The organism is Synechococcus sp. A10-1-5-9 (assembly GCF_047716785.1).
In the GTDB taxonomy this organism is placed as follows: Bacteria; Cyanobacteriota; Cyanobacteriia; order PCC-6307; family Cyanobiaceae; genus Synechococcus_C.
Map to the genome: position 1 here is coordinate 543,692 of NZ_CP180406.1, position 23,834 is coordinate 567,525.

Consider the following 23,834-nt stretch of genomic DNA (forward strand, 5'->3'; position numbering starts at 1 on the left):
CCCATCAGAAGCGGGGGCCTGCAAAGGCCCCCTTTTTTGTGCTTAGGCAGACACCACATCCAGATCCATCCGATTGTTGGCCCTGCGACCTTCCACTTCGATCACCAGCTGTTCTGGATCGGCGATGACGGAGATTCTGTGGTCGCCCTTTGGCAGAGACAAGGGCATGGTGAAGTCTTCACTTTCACCGGCTTTGAGCCATGGAATGCGTACATAGCGGTGGTTGCTGTAGCGGTCATCGATCACGACAGCGACGCCCACATCACTGACGTCCATGCTGCCGATATTGCTGACACGGAAGTGAAGTGCACCTGCTCGATAGACAAGGCTCTCGATCGCCAGGTCACTGGCCAGTGCCTTGATGCTGCGCAGCGGATAAATCCATAGGCTCTCAAGCCGTGACAGGCGGGTTGAAGGATGTTCATGGTGGAGATGGCCGCCATAGGCCAGGTCGGTGCTGCAGCCATGCAGATGCAGATGGGCGCCTTCTTGTGGAACGGTCACCCGTCCCAGTTCCGGCTCCGTATCGAAGAACCCACAGCAATCCCATTGCATGGAGCGGCCGAGGTACCGGATTGGATCGTTTGCATCGACCCCAGGTTGCGGTGCGAGCCGGTAGTGCTGAAGCATGTCGTAGAGGCTGAGGCCGGCGACTGTGGTGCCTGCCTCACTGGAAGCAATCCCGAGGTTTCTGCGCTGTTGTCCCATGCAGAGCTTGGAGGCCACGGTGATCACCAGTTCATGCCAGTGCGCGATCAGACGCACGCCGTAGATCGGTGCCGCCTCCAGGGTGCCAAGACGCTGCCCCTGGGCGATGGCGTCCTCCACAAGGCCTTGCAGTGGCCGTCCCTCCGGGTCTCCGAGGATCTCGAGATCGACTGGTCGACGCAGAGCCCTGGCATCCCCGGTGAAACACACATAGGGGAAATGACCGCTGCCATCGCCAGGGGTGAGTCTGACGATGCTTCCGTCGTGGGCAACACATCGCCAGATCGAGGACTGCTCGTCGCCATTGCGTAGGAAAGTCAGTTCACCGTTATCGACACTGGTGGTTGTGCCAAGCCCTAAGACATCACCTTCCAGGGGGATCTTCTCCAGCGGAAGATGTTCACGCACATCCCCAAGGATCAGATCACAGACAGTGTTCGCAATGGTGAGGTCGGACATGAAACGGTGCGATCTTGCTCAGCGCTAGCGGACTTCAGCCCAGCCAACCAGCGTCTGTTGTTGATTCATCCAAAAAGTTGAAGGGTGCCATTGTTCCCATTCAGCCGTGCCTGCGCTCCCAATGGCAGGGACAGATTGGGCAGACCATGGCCCAGAGGCAGATCTAATACAAGAGGGACTCCGAGATCCGAGAGCCGTTCCTCGAGAATCTCAGCCATCGAAAAATCACCGGGAAGAATGTCGTCCTCCTTCCAGCTGAAACGACCGCAAGCCACACCCGCCACGTTGTTCAAAAGCCCCGCACTGCGCCACTGCGTCAGCATGCGATCCACGCGGTAAGGAGCCTCACCCACATCTTCAAGCACCAAAACAGATCCCTGAAGGGACGGAAACCACGGGGTGCCGATCAGATGAGTAGCCACCGTGAGATTGGTCACCACCAGGGGGCCCTGGGCTGAACCGGCACGCAGCGGGCGACCCTGCAACGGTGCTGTCGGCTCACCTTTTAGAAGCGAGACTGTGCGTTGCCATTGCTCCTCCGGTCCACCGGTGGAGCCATGAATGGCGCCAAGAAGTCCGGCTTTCCACTGCGCTAACAGCAGGGCGCTGCTGTCTGAAAAACCAAGCGACCAGAAGGACCGTTTCGGAAACCGAACGCCCGCTTCAAGGATCCGGGCAGCACCCCAGCCCCCACCCACATACATCACCCCATCCAACGTGGGATCGTTCCAGGCGTCCTCCAAGACCTGGCGTCGCTGAGCGTCGGTTCCCGAAAACCACTGCCACTGCCCACGCACTTGCGCTGGGACCTCCAGGACCCACCCCTGGGCCTCACAGCGTTGCACCAGAGGAATGAAATCCGTGTCTGGATCAATCCAGGTCCCAGGGTTGAGAGCGCGCAGCCGCGAGCCTCTCACCAGCGGTCGTAGAGGTGGAAACGATCGGGGCGTTTGGCGTGCCCTCACGCCACCAGGCCAGAGTGAAGCCATCGCCCCGGAACCGACCGCTAACGACGCCAGCTTCAGCAGCGATCGACGGCGCATGATTCAGGAGAGCAGAGCCTCCAGGATCGCGCGACCGGCGGTACTTCCGGTCACCGGATCGCAGGCGCGCTCCGGGTGCGGCATCAGACCCAGCACATTGCCCTGCACATTGGTGATACCGGCAATGTCGGCGACAGAACCATTGGGATTACGGCAATAACGCAGAGCGATGGCGTCGTCGTCCTGCAGCTTCTTCAGCGTGTCGTCACTGCACTGAAAGCGGCCCTCCCCGTGGGCGATCGGCAAGGAGAACTGGTCATCGCGTGCGCAGGTCGCCAGCCAGGGAGTGCGATCACTCACCACCGCAAGGGGAGTGGACTCACAGATGAAGTGGAGATGATGATTCCTAGTCAGGGCACCAGGCAGCAGACCGAGTTCCGTCAGCACTTGAAATCCGTTGCAAATTCCGAGAACGCGCCCTCCCTGAGAGGCGAAATCTCGAAGGGATTCGAGCACAGGCGCGAAACGGGCAATGGCGCCACAGCGCAAATAGTCGCCGTAACTAAATCCACCCGGCAGCACGACGGCCTCTAAACCACTGAGATCGCGATCCTCGTGCCAGAGGTACCGGGTCGGGTGACCGAGACACCCTTCTGTGGCCCAGCGGACATCGCGGTCACAATTTGATCCTGGGAAAACGACAACCCCAATGGTCATGACTGCGAGAGCTCCAGAGTCCAGTTCTCGATCACAGGATTGGCCAGAAGGCGATCACTGAGCAGTTCAACCCTGCGCCGCGCCTCTGCCTCATCAGGAGCATCCAATTCCAATTCCACTGCTTTGCCGATGCGGAGATGGGTAATCCCATCCACTCCAAGTCGCTGGGCAGCGGCACGGGTGGCTTCTCCCGCGGGATCGAGGACCGATGGGCGCAGTTGCACCAGAACGCGGGCTTGAAAACGCGGCACGAGCTCTGAACGGGGATTGTTAAATCTTGACAGGCCAGGGACCCGCAAAGACTCTGCCGACTGCACGTTGAAGACAGTTGAGTCAACCCGCTGACGCGTGACTGCCTCCAGCAACGCTGTTCGTCAATACGCCGCTCTGCTGATGGTCGCAGTGTCTGTCTTCTCGACTCCGGCCAAGACTGAATCCGCTGCAGCCGACACAATGGAGTGTCGCAATGCGAATCAGGCCTGGTCTCCCTGCCGCTACGTGAGCGAACAACCGGGAGCTCGCTGGGAGCTGGCGTTCAGCAACCAAGTGGTGCGTTTTCAGCACGATGGCAGCGGCACGATGCAGATGCAGATCGGAGACCAGACCCCCTGGGCCGAGGTGCAGACGCGCTGGAGTGCGGATGGAACGCTCTGCTGGAACACGGTCTGCGCCCGCGGCGACATTCCGCTGGACTGAGGTCAGCTTTCAAACGTGGCATTCACCGACAGCTCAAAGGGCACGGCAGATGTCGGCAGATTGAGCAGGTTGGCGCAGAGAGTCGCGAGGTCGCCCGGCTGCGTCATCAATTCGGGTGCCAGAGGACTCGTTGCGCGCGCCATATCGGTGTTCACCCAGCCTGGACAGATGGCGGTCACGCGGATTCCCTGATCCCAGCCTTCGTTGCGCATCGCCTGGCAGAGGCCCATCAAGGCGAACTTGCTGGCGGAATAACCCGCCAGCTTGCCCTTGCAGCGTTTTCCGCTCATGGAGACCAATACCTGAATCCGACCCTTTTGTGAGGCCACCAGCGCCGGCCAGGCTGCACGCGTCAGCCACCAGGGGCCCTTCACATTCACACTCCAGAGCTCGTCGGGCTCATCGGACTGCGCATCACTGAACAGCAACGGTGTGTTCCTGAGAATTCCGGCGCAGTGGATCAGGGTGTCGAGTGCTCCGAACGCCTGCTGCACCGCCTGCACAGCCCGCTCCGCATCCTCTGGATCCCTGGCGTCGTAGCGACAGAGCGAGAGGGCATCGCCATTGAGATGCGGATCAAGCCCTGTGTTGCGGAGGCGTTCAGGATCGCGAACAGCCAGACAAAGGCGATGTCCCTGAGACAGCAGCAAGGTGGCAATCGACCGGCCTATACCCCGGCTCGCACCTGTGATCAGAACCGTTCGCATAGTGGGATGACGTAGAGGAAGGCAAACCCATGGCGGACTGGACCCAGGCGTTCCAAGGCTGGAACCTGAGCTGGAAAAGCCTGCTCAGCAATGAACAGGGGGAATGGTGGCTGGTGGCCCAGCTGCTGCTGATCGTGGGGCATCTGGCTCGTCCATGGCCGAGCCTGAACGCGCTTGGCGTCCGCTGGCCGCTGGCAACAACAATGATTGGCCTTGGGGTCTTGGCCGCAGGACTGTGGATGGCCATTCAGGGATTCCGTGCCCTGGGACCAAGTCTCTCGCCCTTGCCGGAACCAAAGAAGGGGGCTGCACTGGTTACGACAGGGGTGTATGCCCACTGCCGCCACCCTCTTTACAGAGCGGTTTTGGTGTGTTCCTTCGGAGTGACCCTCGCCTTGGGAAGTCTGCTGCACATGGCTTTGCTTCTCGGTCTGGTGTTTGTCCTCACAGGAAAGGCGCACCGGGAAGAGCGTGAACTGCTCAAATGCTGCCCCAATTACGCGGACTACATGAAAACCACAGCATCAATCGTGGCTCGTATCCCTGGCCTGGACTGGCGCGCAACAGGGGCCGGATAAGAAACCGTTTATTTATTTTTGAACTGATAATGATTGCCCGTAAGACAGGTTCGTTTTTCTGTCAGCGGGATGCAAATCGTCCGAGACCGCCAAACCCTCTGCCGCTTCTTTGTACGAGCGGTTGTGGCCACAGCCTTGATCGGACTGGCTGTTCCCTCCGCAGCGCGCGCTGACCTTCGGGATGGCGAGCGTTCGTCCCTGATGGCCCTGCTCGAGCCCGTTGAACCGCAGATTGAGCCTGTCCCCACCCTTGTCCTGGAAAGGACCGACCGCCGCATCACCTCAACAGGCGATCCGATCTGGGATCTGAGGCTCGAGATTCCAGGGAAACCCACCCGTCGTTTTGACGCCGTCAGCGGACGGGCCAATCGTCAGAACGCTGACCGCGACCGCATGGGAAGCCGGGCTCCCCTGCCTGCAGGCACCTACAGCGTTGGCCCGGTGGAACCCCTCGCCGACGGGGCCTATCCCGAGCTCGGCCCTGTCTGGATCAGCATCGAGCCCACGTTCACAACAGGGCGCAGAGTTCTGGGAATCCACCAGGACCCCAGCGCCGGTCGCCTAAATACCCAGAGCGGCACTCTTGGTTGCATCGGCCTGGTGAACCGCAAGGACATGCTCGATCTCTCCGCTCTGATCGAACGGTCAGGAACACAGCGACTAGTGGTGATGAACTGAAAGGTGCAACCACGCCTTTTGCAGCGCTAGCGACTGGTCAGAAGCCTGCTCTCGAGACTCTCCGCTGCACCCTTTTCAAGGCCGATCACGACGAGCTCGAGACCGATGCCTTCAGCAGGCATCCAGGCATGGTCCGGAGCTGCCTCAAACCAGCTGTCCAACCTGGGGCCGACCATCTGGATCTGTAAAGGGAGGCTCTTCCCTGGAAGCCAGACACGACCTTTGAGTCGGATCACGTGATGCGTGCGGACGAACTCCGGCAGGAGCCGCTCAAGCGTGGTGCGATCAAAGGATCCATCCAGACGGATCTGACCGCTGATGGCCTCCACATGGCTGTGATCGTGATGATCGTGATCGTGATGATCGTGATCGTGATGCCCAGTTTCGTCAGCGTGATCAGCGCGTTGGCGCGATTCAAGGGACTCAAGCCCGAGCACCAGAGCTGGATCAACCTGCCCTCGGCTGATCGCCAGAGTGCCCGCACCGGGGCGCAGACGTGGCTCGATCGCCTGCAAAACGGTCTCCAATTGCGGAGGCTGTAGACAATCGGAACGGCTGATCAACACCAGATCCGCAGCCTGAAGCTGGTCCTCGAACAGATCCTCAATAGCGGTGAGATGGTCAAGGCTCTGATCCTCCTGTCGCTGACGTTCCAGCGCCTCAGGATCACCGACGGGACTGCCACCACTCATCGCTTCACCATCCACAACGGTGACAACCCCGTTCACATGCACGCGCCGACGGATGGCAGGCCACTCCAGAGCCTGGAGCAGGGGACGGGGAAGGGCCAGACCACTCGTTTCAACAACAATCCCATCGAGCTGATCCGACCGCTCTAGGAGCGTTTCCATCGTGGGCAGGAAATCGTCCTGAACGGTGCAGCACAGACAACCGTTGTTGAGTTCCACAAGGCGGCTTTCCACCTCATCCTCCGGGCAGAAACCGCAGCTGCGGATCAGATCGCCATCGAGCCCGACGGTGCCGAACTCATTCACCATCACGGCAAGACGCTGACCGCTCTGAGTGAGAAGGTGACGAAGAACCGTGGTTTTACCGGCACCAAGAAAGCCGGTGATGACCGTGACGGGGAGTCGCTTGGCCATCAACGGCAACCCAGAGATTCCCTGGTGCTCACACCACTGAGGCTGTTCACCCCGCTGGCGCGTCCGCAGAGAGCCTTGAGCTGGGAAAGGTCGATCACGGCATCGGTGAAATCGGTTCCTTCAATCTCAGCGTCGTTGAAGCGGCTCTGCATCAACATTGCGTTGGTGAAGTTCGCATTGCGCAGATCGGCCCCATCGAACCGGCTGGAGAAAGCCACTACATCTTCAAGATCAGCACCCCGAAGATCTGCCCCCTGAAGCTGTGACGTGTTGATCACAGCTCCGCGGAGATCGGCTTCCCCAAGATCTACCTCGCGCAGATCAGCTTTGAGAAATTCCTTTTCCTTTAGATCCCGTCCATGCATATCGGACGTGATGTCCTGCACCGCGCGCTGCCCGCGCAGCTCCGGAGCCGTGATCGCCTCAGCGGAGGGTCCATCAATCAGAACACCTGTGAATACAACCAAAGCGGCGAGCAAGGCAGTGGTCAGGTGGCGACGCAAGTTGCAGAGAAGCGCAGATACGGGCATGGGGAAGAAGCTCGGCGGGTGCCGGAAGCAGCTGCCGTAATTTGAACAGTCACGTTATGGCAGAGATCTGCCCAGCCACGTGTCATGGCCAAGACTCTTCGGGTGGTGGTTCCACCCCACCCACTCATTGCCCACTGGCTGACAGTGCTGCGCCATGAACGAACGCCAGCAGCTCTGTTCCGAACAGCTATGGAGGAACTGGGCCGATGGCTGAGTTACGAAGCGCTCCGCGATTGGTTGCCGCACCGCCGGGAGGTGGTCAAGACACCACTCGCAAGCACCGAAGGAACGATGGTCGAGGCAGGCGTTCCTTTGCTGGCGGTTCCGATTCTTCCTGGAGGCCTGCACCTTTGGGAGGGGGCACGCCAGGTGCTTCCGAATGCAGATCTATGCCTGGACGGAATCCCATCTGGAATCGATTCCCAGGCCGGGCTCCTGCTGTTTTTCGATCAGATCCGTGATGGTGAGGGTGTTGTTTCGATTTTGGAGAACCTGCAACAGGAAGGCGTCGACGGGCGTCGCCTGCGCGTGATCACCGCGCTCTGCGCGAGCCCCGGATTGAAACGGATCGGTGAGGCCTTCCCTGATATCACCATCCACACCGCCTGCATCGATGCCGATCTCGATGAACAGAACCGAATTGTCCCTGGAATCGGTGACCCCTTGCAAAGGCTCGGGATCAGATCAGGGCAAGCCACCTAAGGTTTAAAAATTGACTGGTTGCCCATGGTGCGACAGCAAGACTCTGCTTCAACAACGCTGGCAACGCTTGTCAGCGGTGTCGTTCTGGGAGCAGCCGGCCTTAGCTGGTGGCTGATCTCAGAAGCGGACCGCCGCAGGCGTCTGCGTTACAAGCAATCGATGTTGTATGCCCCGCGCATGCAGGATGGAAGCGAGGCACTGAGTCCGGGCGAGCGGCTGCCACTTGAGACAGACAGCCAGCTGGAAGCGCGGGTTGAGCAACTGAATGCCGCCATCGCGGATGTGCGCAAGCAGCTGGAAGATCTGGGCTCACGAGGGTCATCGGAGTGACCGGTAGGTTGACCTGAGTCTCGTGCCGGATCACGGCCTGATTCATGCTCCGCTCCGATGCCGTCACCAAGGGGATCCAACGCTCTCCCAATCGGGCGATGCTGCGGGCTGTCGGATTCGGCGATCAGGATTTCGGCAAGCCGATCATTGGCATCGCCAACGGCTACAGCACGATCACTCCCTGCAACGTCGGCCTCGACGATCTTGCTCGCCGTGCTGAAGAAGCGGCGCGATTGGCCGGTGGAATGCCGCAGACCTTTGGAACCATCACCGTCAGCGACGGCATCTCCATGGGCACCGAGGGAATGAAATATTCCCTCGTGAGCCGGGAAGTGATCGCTGATGCCATCGAGACGGCCTGCAACGGTCAGAGCATGGATGGCGTGCTGGCCGTAGGGGGGTGCGACAAGAACATGCCGGGCGCCATGCTGGCGATGGCAAGGATGAATATCCCTGCAATTTTTGTGTACGGCGGCACCATCAAACCGGGAAAACTGGGCGGCTGCGACCTAACGGTGGTGAGTGCCTTTGAGGCTGTGGGCCAGATCACCAGCGGCAAGATCGACGAAGAACAGCTGACAGCCATTGAGAAAAATGCCTGTCCTGGTGCAGGCAGCTGTGGGGGGATGTTCACAGCCAACACGATGAGCGCAGCGATCGAAACGATGGGACTGAGCCTTCCCCACAGTTCAACGATGGCCGCCGAAGATGAGGAGAAAGCCGACAGCGCTGCACGATCGGCTGAAGTGCTTGTGCAGGCGATCCAGGCCGGGATCCGCCCCCTCGATCTGATGACCCGGGAGGCCTTTGAAAATGCCATCAGCGTGATCATGGCGGTGGGTGGCTCCACCAATTCCGTGCTGCATCTCCTGGCGATTGCCCGCACAGCCGGCGTCGAACTGGCCATCGACGACTTTGAACGGATCCGCCAACGCGTTCCTGTGATCTGCGATCTCAAACCGAGTGGTCGTTACGTCACGGTGGATCTGCATCGTGCCGGAGGCATCCCGCAGGTGATGAAAATGCTGCTGGATGCCGGTCTGCTCCATGGTGAATGCCGAACGATCGAAGGCAAAACACTCAACGAGCTGCTTGCGGATGTGCCCTCCACTCCGCCCGCTGATCAAGATGTGATTCGGCCACTCTCCAATCCCCTGTACGCCAAGGGCCACCTGGCCATTCTCAAGGGCAACTTGGCCTCTGAGGGAGCTGTCGCCAAGATCAGTGGGGTGAAGAATCCAGTGATCACAGGCCCTGCAAGGGTGTTTGAAAGCGAGGAAACCTGCTTAGAGGCCATCCTCGACAACAAGATCCAGGCTGGCGATGTCGTGGTGGTTCGCAATGAAGGACCAGTTGGCGGTCCTGGGATGCGCGAGATGCTTAGCCCAACCTCCGCAATCGTGGGTCAGGGGCTGCTCGACAAGGTGGCTCTGATCACCGACGGCCGTTTTTCCGGGGGGTCCTACGGGCTGGTCATCGGACATGTGGCACCCGAAGCCGCCATCGGAGGCACCATTGGTTTGATCGAAGAGGGTGACAGCATCACCGTGGATGCCAATCAACTGCTGCTGCAGCTGAATGTGGACGATGCCGAGCTGGAACGTCGCCGGAATGCCTGGACCGCTCCGGTACCGAAATACCGAACCGGAATCCTGGGCAAATATGCGCGGCTTGTGAGCTCTAGCAGTCAGGGTGCTGTCACCGATCAGCCCTGATCAGCCAGCCCTGTCACCCTCAGCCAGGGTCCTCATGGGATGCGGAGTCCTCTCAGCCTGACCAACGTCGATGCCTTCACGGTGGTCATCCAGGCCTGAAGCGATGGTTCGAGGCTGATCACTGGCCAGACCTCCCGGTAACTGGTCTCCAGCCGCAATCCGCCATCCGTGTCCAGGACCCGTGCAGGTGCACCCGACCACGTGTCCTCAGCGGAAACCTAAGAGCCCCACAAGGCTCGGTGCTGACACTTTGCCTAGCCGAATCATTCCAGACCAGAGTTCAGTGCGGAACCACAGCGGAAGGTACCAGCCGATCATTGATCAACAGCTCCTGAAGCTGATGCAGCGAAAGTGCGCCGGAGCGATCGCCTGAGCCACCGACAGGGCGGCTGCAGCTCCCACTGGCTGGCCCACGTTCAACACCAACGGCTGCAACCGCGTGGCGCCATTCGCCATAAGGCTAGTGCTGATTGCCTTGTCGGGTACCAGCAGATTGGCGATGACCGAACTCACCAGCGCGCCAAAAGGGATGCAGAACGGTGTGCCGGTACAGCGGCCAAACCAGCGGCATCTGTTCGGTGCCAGGGGCCAATCCGGTCCCAGATAGTGATAGCCATTGGCGAAGTTGCCCACCGCAATCGACAGCACCACCCCGGCGGAATCACGGGGGAGTGCGGCCCCCAAAGCCCCGTTAAGAAAACAGAGCCATCCAACGCACCATGAGGCGCGACCGCGTCCATCCATGCCTCCAGATTCAGCAGGGCCTGAAGGTGGGCGTTTTCATTGATGATCAGAATGCAGCTGGTGTGATTGACATGCATAGCCAAAATCCCAGTCCAGAAAGCGCTTTTAGCGAGACAAGCATTCGGATCAGCGATGATGTCTGTAAAACCTTTCCTTGACTGATCACATACCAGCTCACAAAGGCCTTACTTCATGGTCAGAAAGATACACAGCAGGGCAGCCCTCCACAGACCCAGGCGCCAGGCGCTATTCGTAGTCCTGATCACAGTGGAATTCGATAACTTTGGCCTGGATGTCGTGAGCAAGTGAGAAATAACGGCCATTAACGCTTTGCAATCGTAAGCTGAACGAAAAATACTCAAAAACATTGAATTCACACGCAGATCACAAATGACTTGACAAAGGCGATGACACACTTAAGATAAATATAGAAAAAATTTGATGATGTCACTTTTCGACAAACTCAACGAAATTGACAAAAACATTAGCAGTTTTCAATCAGCAGAATTCGGGATCTGTCTGCTGACGTTTTTAGCCCATTGGCAATCAGATTCCGACAGTCACAACTTAAGCCCGAACGAATTACTTAAGAAAGCTGAGGATGATGGTTACGACTGCACAAGTTTCACCTCAATTCTCCGGCAGATCTCAAGCTACGAGTTAGGAACGGCATCGACCACCTCTCTCATCTCTTACATTCAATCAATAGCAGACAATCCAAATGGGGTTAACTTATTAAGTGAACATATTGCAGATCACTTTCCCAAGTTGGAAATGAAACTGATGGACTTCGGAGCAATAGCAGCAGAAGAAAATAAAGATCTCTCGGAAACAGCTGGAGGCAAAGGCATCGGAGAAATTGCTGGAATTTCAACTGGAGGTTTAGCACTTATTGGTCTTGGTGCTGTAGGTATTCACAAGTGGCGCAAAGCTTCGGCGAAAAAAAAGACCTTCTTAGCGCAGAAAGCAGAAGCCGACAGTCAAGCAGCTAAAGAAGCAGCTAATAAAGCTTACAACAAGGAAATTAATAGTATTTTAGAAGATGCCTTTACTCCACTAGATTTCAAGGAAGGCCAAATTGTGGAAAATGCTACGAAGGATTATGATGACCTTATGGAACATCAAGAACTGTTTGCCAAGATTTCTAATGATTTTGACTTCAAAGCTTATGCACGAGATGCAGCCATGAAGGGTGAGAGATCGCTCGCATTTGGCGAAAGGGAGTTAGAGTTAAAAGTGGCTAAAAAAATAAGAGTAGGGGGACTTAAAGATCTCAATGATTTGAGTGATGTGGAACGAAAATTATACGAAACAGCAAAAAAGAATGAAACAATTGGAATATCATTCGAGCAAAAGCTGGTTGAAGATCCAAGATTCAAAGATTGGGCGAAAGGAAAAATTGTTACAGACAAGTATTATGAAACATTTGCAAACAAATTTGGTAGCATTAAATCCGATGCCGAGATCAACGACATCCTTGAACAACTTCATAATGATCATCCGAAGTTTGTAAGAAATAAACTTGTAAAAGAAGAAGGGGTCCTTGAGACTGATGTCAAAAACGAAGCAGAGAAAGCAGTAGATAAAGCAAAGACGGACCTCTTAGAGACAGCAAAGGTGGAGGAAAAAACGTTGGAAAGCGATGTAGTTGGTGCAACAGATAAAGCTGCGCAAAAAGCTGAGAATGAACTACTAAGTAGCATTGGAAGTTTAGAGGATGCTGCAAAGAACGCAGCCGGCGATATCGAAAGTGTATAGTTTCAGCATATTTGACAATTAATGAAAGTCCGTCTACGAATACTTTCACAATGTTCAATGCCATAGACGTTCGTCACGTACAGTGCTCTCACGTCTAGTTAAGATCTCTTTACGCGGCATGCCAGTGAGCCGCCTCAAGTAACAACATCCCACGGAAAACCTCGTGTTGGTAATGTCGTAAGCTGCTATATTCCCGGCGAGAGCTGTTGTCACTGTCCCGTGCCATACCAACCGTGATGAACAGCTCAAAGTACAAAGAATCATGCTTTAAGGAGCATCATCCGGCAGCCCAACATGAATAGCGACTAATTGATAAAAAATCTCAGAATAAATATATAATAATTCACCCTGAAACCAAAAAACATAACATCAAAAGTTGAACATATTAAAGAAGTCGAAAAACAACATGAATCAACTGATCAAGGATCCCTTGCCGATGCATAATAAATTCGATCAAGAAAACATATGAGCATACGATGGATACATAAAATAAGTTAAATAAGACTTAATTACTGTGCAAAAGTCACAAAGAGGATAAGGCATCAGTAGCAATAGTATCAGCCTCTTGCGTAACAACATCGATATCTTCGCTAATTTTTGGAGCAACGTCAGACACCGTCGCATTGATTTTATCGACAGCAATCTCAATAAGAGCATCAGAATCTGTGATGAGATCATCTGTAAGACTCTGAGTAAGTTCATCGCAATCCGTTTTTAATTGATCGTCCAGATCACCTTTCAAACTACCGGTATCATATGATTCAATATCTTTAATTTGGGATTTAGCACGCTCAATCTCATCACTAGATTCAATTTTATTTTTAACTTTAGTATCGAGATGCTCACGCCGAAAAAGATCTTCTTGCATATCAACAATATCTTGTTCTGCCGCTTCCCATCTTGCTGCTGATTCCTTAAAGCCAGAGTCAGACAAAAGATCCGATTCAACTATATCTTGTTCTGTCGCTTCCCATCTTGCTGCTGATTCCTTAAAGCCAGAGTCAGACAAAAGTGATTCATCCCATTCTTCAGTCTCTTTTTCTGCCAAATCTTTCTTGTTAGATCCTTTGAATCTTTTTATGACTTGCGTATAAAGGAATATGGATTGCAATGTTGTGTGAAGTAGATTCACTGAAATTGTGTGCGAATTATTTGGTTGAGAGGAATGTGAATCACCACCTGATTGCGAAGAAGGAGTTGCATAGTTTTGAATCTGGGTAATATCAGCAATAGGTTCCCATTTGCTACTTGACGGCATGCAAGTTTTTACAATTTGACCAATGGTCATATTGGCACCCGAATTAATAGACTTAACATCTGTCTTTATGTCAAGAAAGAAATAATAATCAAATTTAGTATCTTTAGATAGACTCTTAGCAATCAATTTTTTTAACTCTTGATGCTTGTTATCATAACTTTTAATTGCATTATAGTTATTGATAATATTTTCCTGTTGGCTTTCAGATAGTGATGCCCATTTTGCAGAGCTAAGAACAATATTGACAATAGGCTGCAGAAGAATATGGTCTTTCCATTTACTTGTAAGGGAAGATATCGTTTTACTGGAAATTTGAATAGAACCTATTCTCTGAAAATTATAAATTACTTTAAGACGCTTATTCAGAGATTTAAATCTGTCGATAATAGAAGAGGAACCAACAAAAAACCTAAAGATAGAGCCTAGGTCCTTGTCAAGTTGCTGATGCGAATATTTAAAACGAGATGCAGAGGCATTAACATCCTGTAAGAAACTGTGCGGGATAGCATAAGATAACAGAATATCCGAAAAAACTTTATAACCTAGATTCTTATTTTTAATTAGGGTATTAAAATTTTTCTTTGTTTGGTTGTTCTCAATAAGTAAGCTGTCAATACCGAACCTAAAGCCTTCAAATATTTGCTTACCTCCTCCTTGGACCCAATCATTTTTGATCTCTTTTTGAACAGCATTAATATAGTTTTTTATTGCTGAGCTTTTGTGAATAGCACTGATGATACCAACATCATGAAAAAAGGAGTGATGCTTTCTTACGTAATGGCTAATGCTGCCTTGGTTGGCAACCAGTATTGTTAGAGATCCTTTTTCTATGCGATCGATTACTCGGTTTTGAATATTTTTAGTAATATCTTGGATCTTAGAATATGACACCCAACCTTGGGCAATGTCTTTGGAATAAAAAGGACTTGAGATACTATAGGAAAAGCCTCCTGATGAAAGTTCTATATTCATATTAAGTAAGTTATCATTGTTTTTATTGAATAATGCTATCTGTTGCTCACCTTTAAAATAAGAAGACCAGGTAGCAAAGCCAGATTTTCTATTGGCTATCACATTTTTGGCATAAAATCCATTCCAAGAAATGAAATAACCATCATTGTTAGCCGTAGTTCTTAACTTGGATATAAGAGCTGTTTCCTTCCGTCTCAATTCTTTTTTAGATAGATAGCTAAGGTCTCGCTTTAAATGATAACGATACGAAATATAGCCATCTCGAAGCAATCTATGATCACCTGCGAGAGAGCGAACAAACTTATACTGGCTTAAATCAGTAGAGAGCTGAGATTTAGACCATGCTTCTAAGGACTTAGCTGTAACATTAATGTAAATCCATTTATATGCTGCAACTTTGGCTGACTTTTCATAAGTTATTAGAGCGGCTTTTTCGTGGGAGATGATTTCAGATCTATTATTATAGGCTTTATTAGCTTCAGCTAATGCTTGCACAGGATTAGAATCGAAAAAAGCCTTTCCTTTAGCTATTTTAAACTCAGCTTTATCATATGCTTTAGATATAGAAGGTATCTGTAGTAGATATTTATTCGGATGTAGAATATGAAGCCTAGAGTGAATGTCGGATTTAAGACTATGCTTTAATAAGTCTAGATGTACGGCGCTCTTGAGAGCAAGTTTTTTGGGAAAAATGCCAATTATCTTAAAAACAAATATAAGCTTCATCTCATCTTTAATTATAACATTGTTGAATACCAAACCACCTGTAAAAAACCAAGCTGTTGCTTCACCTGCAAATTTGAGAGTCTTTTGGAGTCCCTTTGTATCACGGTCTAATGCAGCGCCCCAGCCCTTAATACCATTGCCATTGACACGACAACCTTTAATAATTTGGCGCGTTAAGAGATCAACATTTTTTCCAAATTTTACTGGTAAATTGAGTAAACTTTTTCCAATAAAATGCAATGTATCGCCAAGACCATGCCAAATTGCAGAATCAACATTATGTAGCCACGTACTATCAATATGGAAGACGTTTTTAAATATAAAGTGCATTGAATGACCTATTGAATACCAGATATCATGGCCAATTGAGCCAAGAAAATGCTTAAAACCTCTCCATGGATGAAAACCCTCTAATGTATTGAGAGCATAGTTTTGAGCCTTAGCGATATTGTTTTCAACAAAATTACCTCTAATAACATCAAATCTAACCCTTGTCTTCCATAAAAAAGAATGCCTATCGATACGAATAATTGATTTAGCAATATTTATTTGTCGATGAAATGCCAGAGGAAGGTATGGAGTTAATGTTGATGAAATCGGCCGGTCATTCAATAAAAAAGCGAAAGCCGCCAACTTCATATCTGAATGAAGGAGTGAGCCAAAATAACTTAAGGACGCAAGATTTCTTGCTTGTCGTGCTGTATCGCCATATTTAATGTCTGCTAAATAGGTAGCTTGCGCTTGCTTGTAGGCTTTCTTCTCAGGATTATAAAAGTAATTTTGCTCTTGATACACCCTGTTGATGAAATGTCCTTTTTGATGGTCGTTGTCTTTTTGGTAATTATTATAAGCTGTCTTAATATTAAAGCTTTGGTATTTGTTCTTGCCTTTCTGCCATTCAGTTCGAAATGAATAAAAATCGTTATTACGCTTACTAAACTCCTCCGAAAGCAGCATTTCGGTTGTAAACGAGATTCTTTTATCTTTTAGATTGCTCCTTAGTTCTTGAATCCTTGATCGGTCATGATTATAATCAGAAATCAATGAATTCTTAAAATTAATTAGCTCTCTATCAACTTGCGAAACTGACCCAAACTGAGTTTGTAATATGGCATGCCAATGCTCGGCCTTTCGCAAATCAGATACGACCAATTTGATATGCTCTCGATCCTTGATATAGATAGATTTAAGTCTATTGATAGTTTTTGAAAGTTCTTTTTGCTCCTTCCAAACAGTATACAGTTTTTGTTTATTACTACTAACCTTGAGTTGCAATTGCGATGTATGTTGGGACCATTTTGTATTTAGCGCGGTCTTTTCTTTTGACTTAACATCAGAGGCTAAGAGTCTGCGCTGATTATCAGAGAGTTTATGGAAAGATGAATACTGCTTTCTATCTTTAGAGAGCTGACTAGAGAGCCCTGGTTTTGAGCTTTTAGCATTAGAGAAGAAGTTATGTATTTCTCTTCTTTGATTTTCCGATTGATGAATATCCTTCACCCCTGCTGGAGAAAGTGCCTCGTGTACTTCTGACGCAGCTTTCTCAATCAAGATAGATTTCGATTTAATTTTATTCTGTCGTCTGAGACCAATCGAAACCTGATGAAAGGATAAACCACCAGCAGTATCACGACTTGGATTGTTGTAGAAAGAGGAACTTTTCTCTAAATAGTAAAGGTAGGATTTATAGTCATAAGAAATTTTATGAATCAAAAGATGATAAAAAATCTGTCCAAGCCAAGAACCATAAATGTTTATAACAATACTAGAGAGCTCTGGCGAATGGAGTAGGTGTACGTCAAAACCATTATCAACAATCCAATCCTGCCAGTCGTTTCCCTTTCCCGCATTACACCATTGTTCAAATAGCTCTTCTGACGAAAGAATGTAAATTAAAAGGGCTTGTATCTCCGAAGAATAGATGCTCATCGAATTTAACAAGCTAATTTATTTTAACAGGGTTGGTTTAAATGTCAAGTCGCGACCATGCCTGAACAAAGACACTAAAGAGATCAACAAGTATCACAAATGGAAAAATAGCAGCTCAATATGCACTTGATCGAAGCGTCTTCAGATTACTGGCTCTTGCATAGTTCAATAAAAGAAGCTATAGGACAAAAGGGAGACAAACGCACGGAGACGTGTAAATGGAATTCGTTAAAAATTACGTTCTGACTTGAAAAAAGAGTGAGCATTATACATAACAAAACATAATCTATTTTGGTGCAGTTTAGGTTTGAATATCAACATCTTGAGGGGGGGGTGATTCATTCATATTGAGGTCCATTGGCTGTATATTCCGTAGCAGGCCAAGAACAACTTCTAAAATCCCAAGATCCCTGGTCCAAGCGGCTGCTTGCTTAGCGTCATTCGTATTAATAGCTTCCTCTAAGCCTGATTCATGTAACTTGGCAAGGGTATCAAGCCATATCAGGGCCCTGGCTTGGGCTTTCATTGGAGTGGAATCTTCAAATTCACCTTGTATCTTTTCTGCTTCTTCTTGAAGACACTTTGTGAAGTTAGCAGAAAGCTCTTCTGTCATGGCAGCTTGTTGGGTACCGCTCATACCAGATTGACGGGAGTCTTCAGGCATTTGTTTACAACAATATTATCACTATAGCTGGTAAATAGCGCATTGCAGCGCCTTTTTAAGAATTCTTTTTACTCAAAACTTCTGCATCGCTCTCTGTCTAACCATGGGAATACTTACTCTTAGAGTGCTAACTAAATATGCCTTCCGATAATTTATCTAAACATCAAACTTGTGTACAAATAGTCTAGCCTAATGGTCCTACAAAGAAAAACAACAAGAGATACAATTGATCTTGAAGATTATACAGGGTTGCTGAGGAAGAATGGTTTTCTTGCGTGCATACTTAAGTGCATTTCGAAAAATAGACGATGCTGCAAGGGTTTAACGGCATTAGAAAGCCGCGACATGGCAGCAACATCCTATGCACTCATAAGCGCGCAGGTGCATATCTGATTAAGTCGATAAACGCACAAATTGCGAAGCCCTTCCTTAGTAAGATGCACCCTCAGGCAGACTGGAAGCGTGCTGGAGATATCGGGGGAAGTTGTACAAAAGGTTTTTGAGTCCCTAACATGCCTGGTTCTCGACAGCAATCGTTTTGGTCGCCTTTCAGACCATTTAAATTGACATGCGAACAAAGTCGTTCTCAACACATACTCTGGTTGCAAATTTGATGCGTTTCAGTTCTTTAAAGGCTTCGCTAAAGCTTGCGCGCGCCCTTTTCGTGGATCAAGCATTCGCAACGGCCGAGACTGAATAGATCCTCGAAACATTCTCCTGTCTACGCCGAATCGGCACAGACATAGTCGTGTTCATTTTCGGGATTTAGCAGGAGTGGAAAAATTTGAGCGTCATGGAAATTAACAGGTATAACGGCGTAGCGGCAGATCAAGCCATGGTCGACATCAATGCAGATACTGCTCTTGTATCCGTAATGATTGACGCCATTCTTGTTGACCCAATAAACATCTAAGTCCCACTGCTGCGAGCGATCTGGTTTTGATCCACAACCATTCGGTAGACACTCAGCTTTGATCTCTGCATCCTCATCACGGGTATTGCGTTACATGAAAACGCGAACAAAAATTGCATCGATGATCTAACCGCCTCGGGCTTGTAGACCCTACGAAGGGAGATAGGGCTTCCTAGAGAAAGACAGATGCCTGCAGTGCAAAAGATCTCCACAGTTATTGGAAATAAATTGTGTAAAATAAATTAGGCCTAAATACCGTACAGATTTCTCCAGGTGTATCGGCGCAAGAATCTTTCGTTCAAGGATTTCATCCTACTATTTGGATGTCAAGTCTCAGGTATCAACAGCTAAATCAAGCTGGCGGAGCTGATCCCATGGGAAGAACTTGAAAATAACTTGCAGTCAAGTTCATCAAGGAGATTGGTTCGCCTGCGAAGCCATTTCGCATGACACTGGGAACATTGATCATCAAAGACCGCTAGGAGCTCACAGATGAGGAACTCGTTGAGCAGAACAAAAAGAATCCTTATCTCAAGTTACTCATTAGCTTAGAGAGATTTCAGTCTTCAGCAACATTTAAACCGGCGATGATGGTGTGTTTCCGTAAACGGCTACCGGAATCGGGGGTGAATGACTGCAATGAACGAATCGTGTGTCATGGCCTGAATGCGATCCATTCCTCCGGCGCTACTGATCGCGATGACGACAGCAGCGGTAAAGCGGATGCTCAGGTCCAACTGATCAGCAGATTGGAAATGACAGAACACAATCAGGACAAATTACTGATTGATGCAACGTGTGGACCTGTAGAAGTTCGCCATCCAACTGATTTCTCGCTGCTCAATGAAGCCCAAAAACTCACCGAGACACTAAGCGACACAATGATTTCGCAGGTCAGAGACTCCATTTGATGTGGCCCCCGGAAACCGGTCCAGGGTTAATGAGAATCCTCAGCTGGACAAATTGGGACAAGGACTTGACCATGAAACACGCCAAGCACACGACCAAGCAGATCATTCGAAAGCTCAAGACCGACGAGCTGATTGCCCAGGACAAGACCGTCGAAGAGGTCTGTCGTGTCATCGAGATGCCCCAAGATTTCGCCCAGCGAGACTTCAGAGCCAGGAACGGCGCCGCAAGGCTGACGCGCTTCTGCAGAATCGTTAGTGAGCTTCAGAACGGTTTTTCTGCCGAGTGGCGGGGCAGCAACGCAGCACACAGCGCCATCGCAACAAACTTGTCGACATCGAGGGGGATAAAGCTTCGCCATCGGCTCCGCAAGATCGCCGCTGGGGCCAGCGGATGGCCTACGCCACTTGCAACGGGAGGGCTGGTCGGTGAACCACAAAAGGGTTCCAAGTCTGTGGCATGAGGTAGCCGTGCAAATGCCCATTCCCCGAATAACTAAGCAAGCACGTCCCGAGGAAGGCACAGTGCGGAGTCAACGGGCTCAGCATCCCCACTGCATAGTGGCCATGGTCTTTCAGTTTGATGCAACCGCTGATGGTCGTCGTCTCAGTTGCTGAATGTGTTCAAAGAGAACAACCGCGTCTGCCTGGCCATCCGGGTAGAAAGGCGTTGCAAGGCCAAGGATGTGGTTGGGATGTTGGAGGATCTCACCAGTGTTTACGAGGCTAAGGCGTTTATCCGCGGGGGCAACGGCCCGGAGTTCAACACCCAGGCCCTATGGAAATGATACGAGGCCATCCACACCACTTGGACGGCCTACTTCACGCCAGGGTCCCCTGGGAGCAGGGATACGCCGAATCGTTCAATGGCCGATTCAGGGATGAGTACCTCACACGGAGTTGTTCAGTACGGCTCCAGAGGCCCAGATCCTGGCTGGTTGCTGGCGCTGGGAGTGCACTGACTCAGCCCCCACTCGGCCTTCAAGGGGCTGACACTCCAGGACGCAGCTCAACAGGAAAATAGAGCATGAGCACATCCAACCACTCTCATAAGCACATGAGCAATGAAGGGAGTCACCGCGTTGATTAATGACATGACGAGCGAGCAAATGAACAAATAGCAACTGCTTATACATCTGGTTGTCAAGTACTAGCGACCACTCATCGGCAGACGCCAAGAACGAAATCATGACGTTCGATAATGCCGACAGAAGCAGCAGAAAGACCAGGTTGCCACTGGTGCAGTAGCGATGCGAATGAACGTATTGGACGACATGCTCTTGAGTATCTAGCAGAAAGCTCACTAGAGGCCTTTACAGCGGTTAGGAAGTTATTTTCGTTAATACATACGATATAAGTGACAATAATTTAAAAGCTCACCATCGACAGATTGCGCAAGAGTATCAATAGAGGATTCAACGCTAGAAGAAACCAATCGATCAACCACTTTCGACAGAGGTCAACACAAAGCCGTCTTAAGCACCACAACAAGCAGTGGCATTAGAATCAACAGGTCGACAATTGCTTTCAGAAGTCAAAGCAGACAACCAGACTGTTCTTCTCAACGATAAGCGAAGTCTTGAGGATCAGAAGATTCGTGAGCATTAGGAGTCAACACAACTAAAAAAGAGGTTGATGCAGTTGGAGATGTTGGCATAAAGCTGTAATACAATATCCTAGGTCTGTCTCAACCAACGTTGAGAAGGTTGCGAGCAGCAGTTGAATAGGAAACTCTCAATATTGGCTCACTTTGGCACAGGCATCGAAGCAAAAACGAACAAAAACAACTATCGAGAGGGCTTGAATGTCTTCTACTTTAAATATTGAAACCTAAATTTTCTATCGTTAGTTCATCTATCGTCTCAAGAAACGAAAGGCTAGATTTCTAAATCATCAACTATGTCTTCGGCGACATTTTTTATATCTCCTAAGCCTTCTTGAACTGTGTCGACAGTTAATTTAAAGAGATGAGATTTCAGCTCTTTGCTGACATCAGTTGCAATTTCTTCTAGAGGTATATCGTCATAAAGATTCGATAGAGTTTCCTTTGCGTCCTTGACTCCAGCCCTTTCGAGGGCTTGAATTCGTCCATCAACCACACTTTGTATCATTTCACCGTAGGACTTAGTTGCCTCGTTAAGTATATTGCTATCAAGAGTTGTCGTTAGATCATCAGTCAATTCTCCTAGGTTGGCTTTATTAGCAACTTTGTACGTCAACTGCGTAAGCAAGTCTTGGTCAGCGCAATATTTCATCAGTTTTTTATCTAGATAATTTTGACAAGCAGGAAGCAGATCGGAATCCTCCCCTAACCTTTCTGAAGCTATCTTTTCAATGTCCATCCCAGCTTTGAATTTCCCCAATTCACTCTTAAAGTCGCTGTAGGCCTTGTCTGTAATTGTATTAATATTTGTCGGGACCTCTTCAACTGCATCTACCAGAGCTTTCCCGAAACTCCTTTCAATTAGATCTTTGCCTAGTCTTTCACTTTGCCTTGCGGCACTTTTTAAGACAGGATCTAGGTCACTTTTCGATGTCTCGATCACAGTATTTCTTAAGTTTCCTTCCTTGAAGTCCATGCCAGCCTCATACAGAACTCTTTCGGGATCTCTCTCAAGGTTATCAACAACACGATCCTCAGACCGAGCTGCATCTGCCTTAAATGAACTCTCAAGAGAACCTAGTGATTCGTTGATAGAGCCTCGTACTTCAGGGATATCATGGGCAAAATCTGCGTTTAAGTCATCCACAAAAGCCCTATCAACATGTGCTCTTTCTGCGGCTAAGCCTCTATCTAGCCTCTTTTTGAGCGCCGCGGCAAGTCCAACTCCACCAAAAATCGCACCCGCAATTCCTAAGCCTTTTAATCCATCTTTTTCCAAATCCTTAAGCCCGCCGGCAGTTTTTAGAAGAGAAACATCTACAGTGGAATCTCCTATTCCATCTAACAACCCAGCAAGAAAAGTGTCACCGAGGTATAAGTTAATCTCCTGAAATGATATGTCATCGATAAGCGGTTTATTTGCGCAAAAGGTACTCACGCCTGGAAAAAACTCAAGCAGTGAACTAACTATATCTCCATAATCTAGGCCCTCCTCTTCGCAAGCAACAAGAGCTTGCTTGAGGGTCAAGCGAAGAAGCGAATCTTGATCTTGATTGTATCTATCATAAAAGTAGAGCAACGTAGCGCAGGACTCTGGATTCTCAATGGATAATGAGGCAAACATGTAAGCCCTTACTGTTGAAGTCATTCAACTGCCTATATCTCTATAAATCATAGTCAAGAGGCGATGGCTGAGGGATAGAATTAACAAATAATTCTCAATTCAGTCATTTCTCGTATATGCTTCAAGAATGGATGTTATTCAATTGAGGGGATTCAAGATTAATACTTTTTATGCGTAAAAGTCTCCTAGGCCATAGCTCCTGACAGACACAAAATAATGAGGATCGAGATTTTGCTAGTGCGCATCTTTGCTCGTAAAAAAGTATATAGATTAGTGGGCTCTGAATACTGTCTCTCTTCCAATCTATGTGTCCCCGTGGGCAGTTGTTGCTTCACATGTAACCTTTCTTGCCTCTTCTGATTTGCTTCAATTCGTACATTAGTACATGCAATTGGATACTTCTGTATGCGGATTAAAAAACATGAGTATCAACAAGCAGTAAAGCCTGACGTGGCGCCAGTTTTCTACGTTTTATTCAATTGATCTTAGTCTTAAGATTCATAAAGGGCTGTTAGGGCTCGCCGGAAGTACAGCATGGTCTCCCGTTCCTAAGGCTCTAAACATCGGTCAAAAAAAAAGATAACCACCCGAACAGACGCAAACTCAGCGATGTCGATTTCACGAAAAGCATCGCCGCTCAAGAATGGCACTTGTGTCATGGGTCGTGATGGTAGTGGTCAATAGAAAGAATATTCACGTGTGTTGGATCGTGTCCGAAAAGAGTTGAAAGCCACAAAGGATCCCCGCACTCAATTATGCAATACCGATTATGCTGGGTAAGGAGTAAAAAATGAAGCCAAGTCACTCATTCCTCCTCGAGGTTAGGCCA

General features: G+C 49.6%; 23 protein-coding genes. 10 read left to right on the top strand and 13 right to left on the bottom strand.

Features of this window, described 5'->3' with window-relative positions:
- Nucleotides 1-42: 42 nt before the first annotated feature.
- From ACLM45_RS03230 to purS, 4 genes are all read right to left on the bottom strand, one after another.
- Nucleotides 43-1,167, bottom strand: coding sequence for a CARDB domain-containing protein (locus ACLM45_RS03230; RefSeq protein WP_415410544.1), 1,125 nt, complete (start codon nucleotides 1,165-1,167; stop codon nucleotides 43-45).
- Between the two features lie 65 nt (nucleotides 1,168-1,232).
- Entirely contained in the window at nucleotides 1,233-2,210 is a 978-nt protein-coding gene (locus ACLM45_RS03235) for a S66 peptidase family protein (RefSeq protein ID WP_415410546.1), read from the bottom strand.
- 3 nt (nucleotides 2,211-2,213) lie between these two features.
- Nucleotides 2,214-2,867 carry a phosphoribosylformylglycinamidine synthase subunit PurQ gene (purQ, locus tag ACLM45_RS03240; RefSeq protein WP_415410547.1) on the bottom strand — a complete coding sequence of 218 codons (654 nt, stop codon included), beginning with the start codon at nucleotides 2,865-2,867 and terminating at the stop codon, nucleotides 2,214-2,216.
- Entirely contained in the window at nucleotides 2,864-3,118 is a 255-nt protein-coding gene (gene purS, locus ACLM45_RS03245) for a phosphoribosylformylglycinamidine synthase subunit PurS (RefSeq protein WP_038004940.1), read from the bottom strand. Before purS ends, purQ begins: the two co-directional genes overlap by 4 nt.
- Before the next feature lie 97 nt (nucleotides 3,119-3,215).
- On the opposite strand from purS, the gene ACLM45_RS03250 reads away from it, so the two are divergent.
- Nucleotides 3,216-3,563, top strand: a complete 348-nt coding sequence (locus ACLM45_RS03250) for a hypothetical protein (RefSeq protein WP_415410549.1) — start codon at nucleotides 3,216-3,218, stop codon at nucleotides 3,561-3,563.
- 2 nt (nucleotides 3,564-3,565) lie between these two features.
- Here the strand turns inward: ACLM45_RS03250 and ACLM45_RS03255 are convergent, their stop codons facing one another.
- Nucleotides 3,566-4,270, bottom strand: coding sequence for an SDR family NAD(P)-dependent oxidoreductase (locus ACLM45_RS03255; RefSeq protein ID WP_415410550.1), 705 nt, complete (start codon nucleotides 4,268-4,270; stop codon nucleotides 3,566-3,568).
- Between the two features lie 29 nt (nucleotides 4,271-4,299).
- Between ACLM45_RS03255 and ACLM45_RS03260 the strand changes: the two genes are divergently transcribed.
- Together ACLM45_RS03260 and ACLM45_RS03265 are read left to right on the top strand one after the other, a co-directional pair.
- A complete protein-coding gene (locus ACLM45_RS03260; RefSeq protein ID WP_415410551.1) occupies nucleotides 4,300-4,848 on the top strand; it encodes a methyltransferase family protein in 549 nt (182 codons plus the stop codon).
- A 69-nt stretch (nucleotides 4,849-4,917) separates the two neighbouring features.
- Complete coding sequence (locus ACLM45_RS03265) at nucleotides 4,918-5,526, top strand: hypothetical protein (protein WP_415410553.1); 609 nt, start codon at nucleotides 4,918-4,920, stop codon at nucleotides 5,524-5,526.
- 26 nt (nucleotides 5,527-5,552) lie between these two features.
- On the opposite strand, the gene cobW is transcribed toward ACLM45_RS03265, so the two are convergent.
- Together cobW and ACLM45_RS03275 are read right to left on the bottom strand one after the other, a co-directional pair.
- On the bottom strand, nucleotides 5,553-6,629 hold the full coding sequence (gene cobW / locus ACLM45_RS03270; protein ID WP_415410554.1) for a cobalamin biosynthesis protein CobW: 1,077 nt from the start codon (nucleotides 6,627-6,629) through the stop codon (nucleotides 5,553-5,555).
- Nucleotides 6,629-7,159, bottom strand: a complete 531-nt coding sequence (locus ACLM45_RS03275) for a pentapeptide repeat-containing protein (RefSeq protein WP_415410555.1) — start codon at nucleotides 7,157-7,159, stop codon at nucleotides 6,629-6,631. Before ACLM45_RS03275 ends, cobW begins: the two co-directional genes overlap by 1 nt.
- Nucleotides 7,160-7,243: 84 nt before the next feature.
- Here ACLM45_RS03275 and ACLM45_RS03280 point away from each other — a divergent pair, with 84 nt between their 5' ends.
- Genes ACLM45_RS03280 through ilvD form a run of 3 tightly spaced genes read left to right on the top strand, consistent with a single transcriptional unit; the run spans nucleotide 7,244 to nucleotide 9,906 of the window.
- A complete protein-coding gene (locus tag ACLM45_RS03280) occupies nucleotides 7,244-7,861 on the top strand; it encodes a uracil phosphoribosyltransferase (RefSeq protein ID WP_415410556.1) in 618 nt (205 codons plus the stop codon).
- Between the two features lie 24 nt (nucleotides 7,862-7,885).
- Nucleotides 7,886-8,191 (top strand): hypothetical protein, encoded by a 306-nt coding sequence (locus ACLM45_RS03285; protein WP_415410557.1) that lies wholly within the window; start codon nucleotides 7,886-7,888, stop codon nucleotides 8,189-8,191.
- 44 nt (nucleotides 8,192-8,235) lie between these two features.
- Nucleotides 8,236-9,906, top strand: a complete 1,671-nt coding sequence (gene ilvD, locus ACLM45_RS03290; RefSeq protein ID WP_415410558.1) for a dihydroxy-acid dehydratase — start codon at nucleotides 8,236-8,238, stop codon at nucleotides 9,904-9,906.
- A 32-nt stretch (nucleotides 9,907-9,938) separates the two neighbouring features.
- Here ilvD and ACLM45_RS03295 read toward each other — a convergent pair whose 3' ends face one another.
- A complete protein-coding gene (locus tag ACLM45_RS03295; RefSeq protein ID WP_415410559.1) occupies nucleotides 9,939-10,064 on the bottom strand; it encodes a hypothetical protein in 126 nt (41 codons plus the stop codon).
- A 163-nt stretch (nucleotides 10,065-10,227) separates the two neighbouring features.
- Nucleotides 10,228-10,650 carry an FAD-dependent oxidoreductase gene (locus ACLM45_RS03300; RefSeq protein ID WP_415410560.1) on the bottom strand — a complete coding sequence of 141 codons (423 nt, stop codon included), beginning with the start codon at nucleotides 10,648-10,650 and terminating at the stop codon, nucleotides 10,228-10,230.
- Nucleotides 10,651-11,091: 441 nt separating this feature from the next.
- On the opposite strand from ACLM45_RS03300, the gene ACLM45_RS03305 reads away from it, so the two are divergent.
- A complete protein-coding gene (locus tag ACLM45_RS03305; protein WP_415410562.1) occupies nucleotides 11,092-12,408 on the top strand; it encodes a hypothetical protein in 1,317 nt (438 codons plus the stop codon).
- Between the two features lie 523 nt (nucleotides 12,409-12,931).
- On the opposite strand, the gene ACLM45_RS03310 is transcribed toward ACLM45_RS03305, so the two are convergent.
- The 3 genes from ACLM45_RS03310 to ACLM45_RS03320 form a co-directional block, all read right to left on the bottom strand.
- Nucleotides 12,932-17,293: a hypothetical protein gene (locus ACLM45_RS03310; RefSeq protein ID WP_415410563.1), complete on the bottom strand. Its 4,362-nt coding sequence runs from the start codon at nucleotides 17,291-17,293 to the stop codon at nucleotides 12,932-12,934.
- Between the two features lie 301 nt (nucleotides 17,294-17,594).
- A complete protein-coding gene (locus ACLM45_RS03315; protein ID WP_415410564.1) occupies nucleotides 17,595-17,957 on the bottom strand; it encodes a hypothetical protein in 363 nt (120 codons plus the stop codon).
- A 721-nt stretch (nucleotides 17,958-18,678) separates the two neighbouring features.
- The gene (locus ACLM45_RS03320) at nucleotides 18,679-18,933 is read right to left on the bottom strand and encodes a transposase (protein WP_415411337.1); all 255 of its coding nucleotides are present in this window, start codon (nucleotides 18,931-18,933) and stop codon (nucleotides 18,679-18,681) included.
- A gap of 587 nt (nucleotides 18,934-19,520) precedes the next feature.
- Between ACLM45_RS03320 and ACLM45_RS03325 the strand changes: the two genes are divergently transcribed.
- The 3 genes from ACLM45_RS03325 to ACLM45_RS03335 all read left to right on the top strand — a co-directional run bounded on the left by ACLM45_RS03325 (nucleotide 19,521) and on the right by ACLM45_RS03335 (nucleotide 20,566).
- Complete coding sequence (locus tag ACLM45_RS03325; RefSeq protein ID WP_415410565.1) at nucleotides 19,521-19,781, top strand: hypothetical protein; 261 nt, start codon at nucleotides 19,521-19,523, stop codon at nucleotides 19,779-19,781.
- Between the two features lie 71 nt (nucleotides 19,782-19,852).
- Nucleotides 19,853-20,242 (top strand): hypothetical protein, encoded by a 390-nt coding sequence (locus tag ACLM45_RS03330; RefSeq protein ID WP_415410567.1) that lies wholly within the window; start codon nucleotides 19,853-19,855, stop codon nucleotides 20,240-20,242.
- A gap of 147 nt (nucleotides 20,243-20,389) precedes the next feature.
- Nucleotides 20,390-20,566, top strand: coding sequence for a hypothetical protein (locus ACLM45_RS03335; RefSeq protein ID WP_415410569.1), 177 nt, complete (start codon nucleotides 20,390-20,392; stop codon nucleotides 20,564-20,566).
- A gap of 1,089 nt (nucleotides 20,567-21,655) precedes the next feature.
- Here ACLM45_RS03335 and ACLM45_RS03340 read toward each other — a convergent pair.
- Nucleotides 21,656-23,029, bottom strand: a complete 1,374-nt coding sequence (locus tag ACLM45_RS03340; RefSeq protein WP_415410571.1) for a hypothetical protein — start codon at nucleotides 23,027-23,029, stop codon at nucleotides 21,656-21,658.
- Between the last annotated feature and the right edge of the window lie 805 nt (nucleotides 23,030-23,834).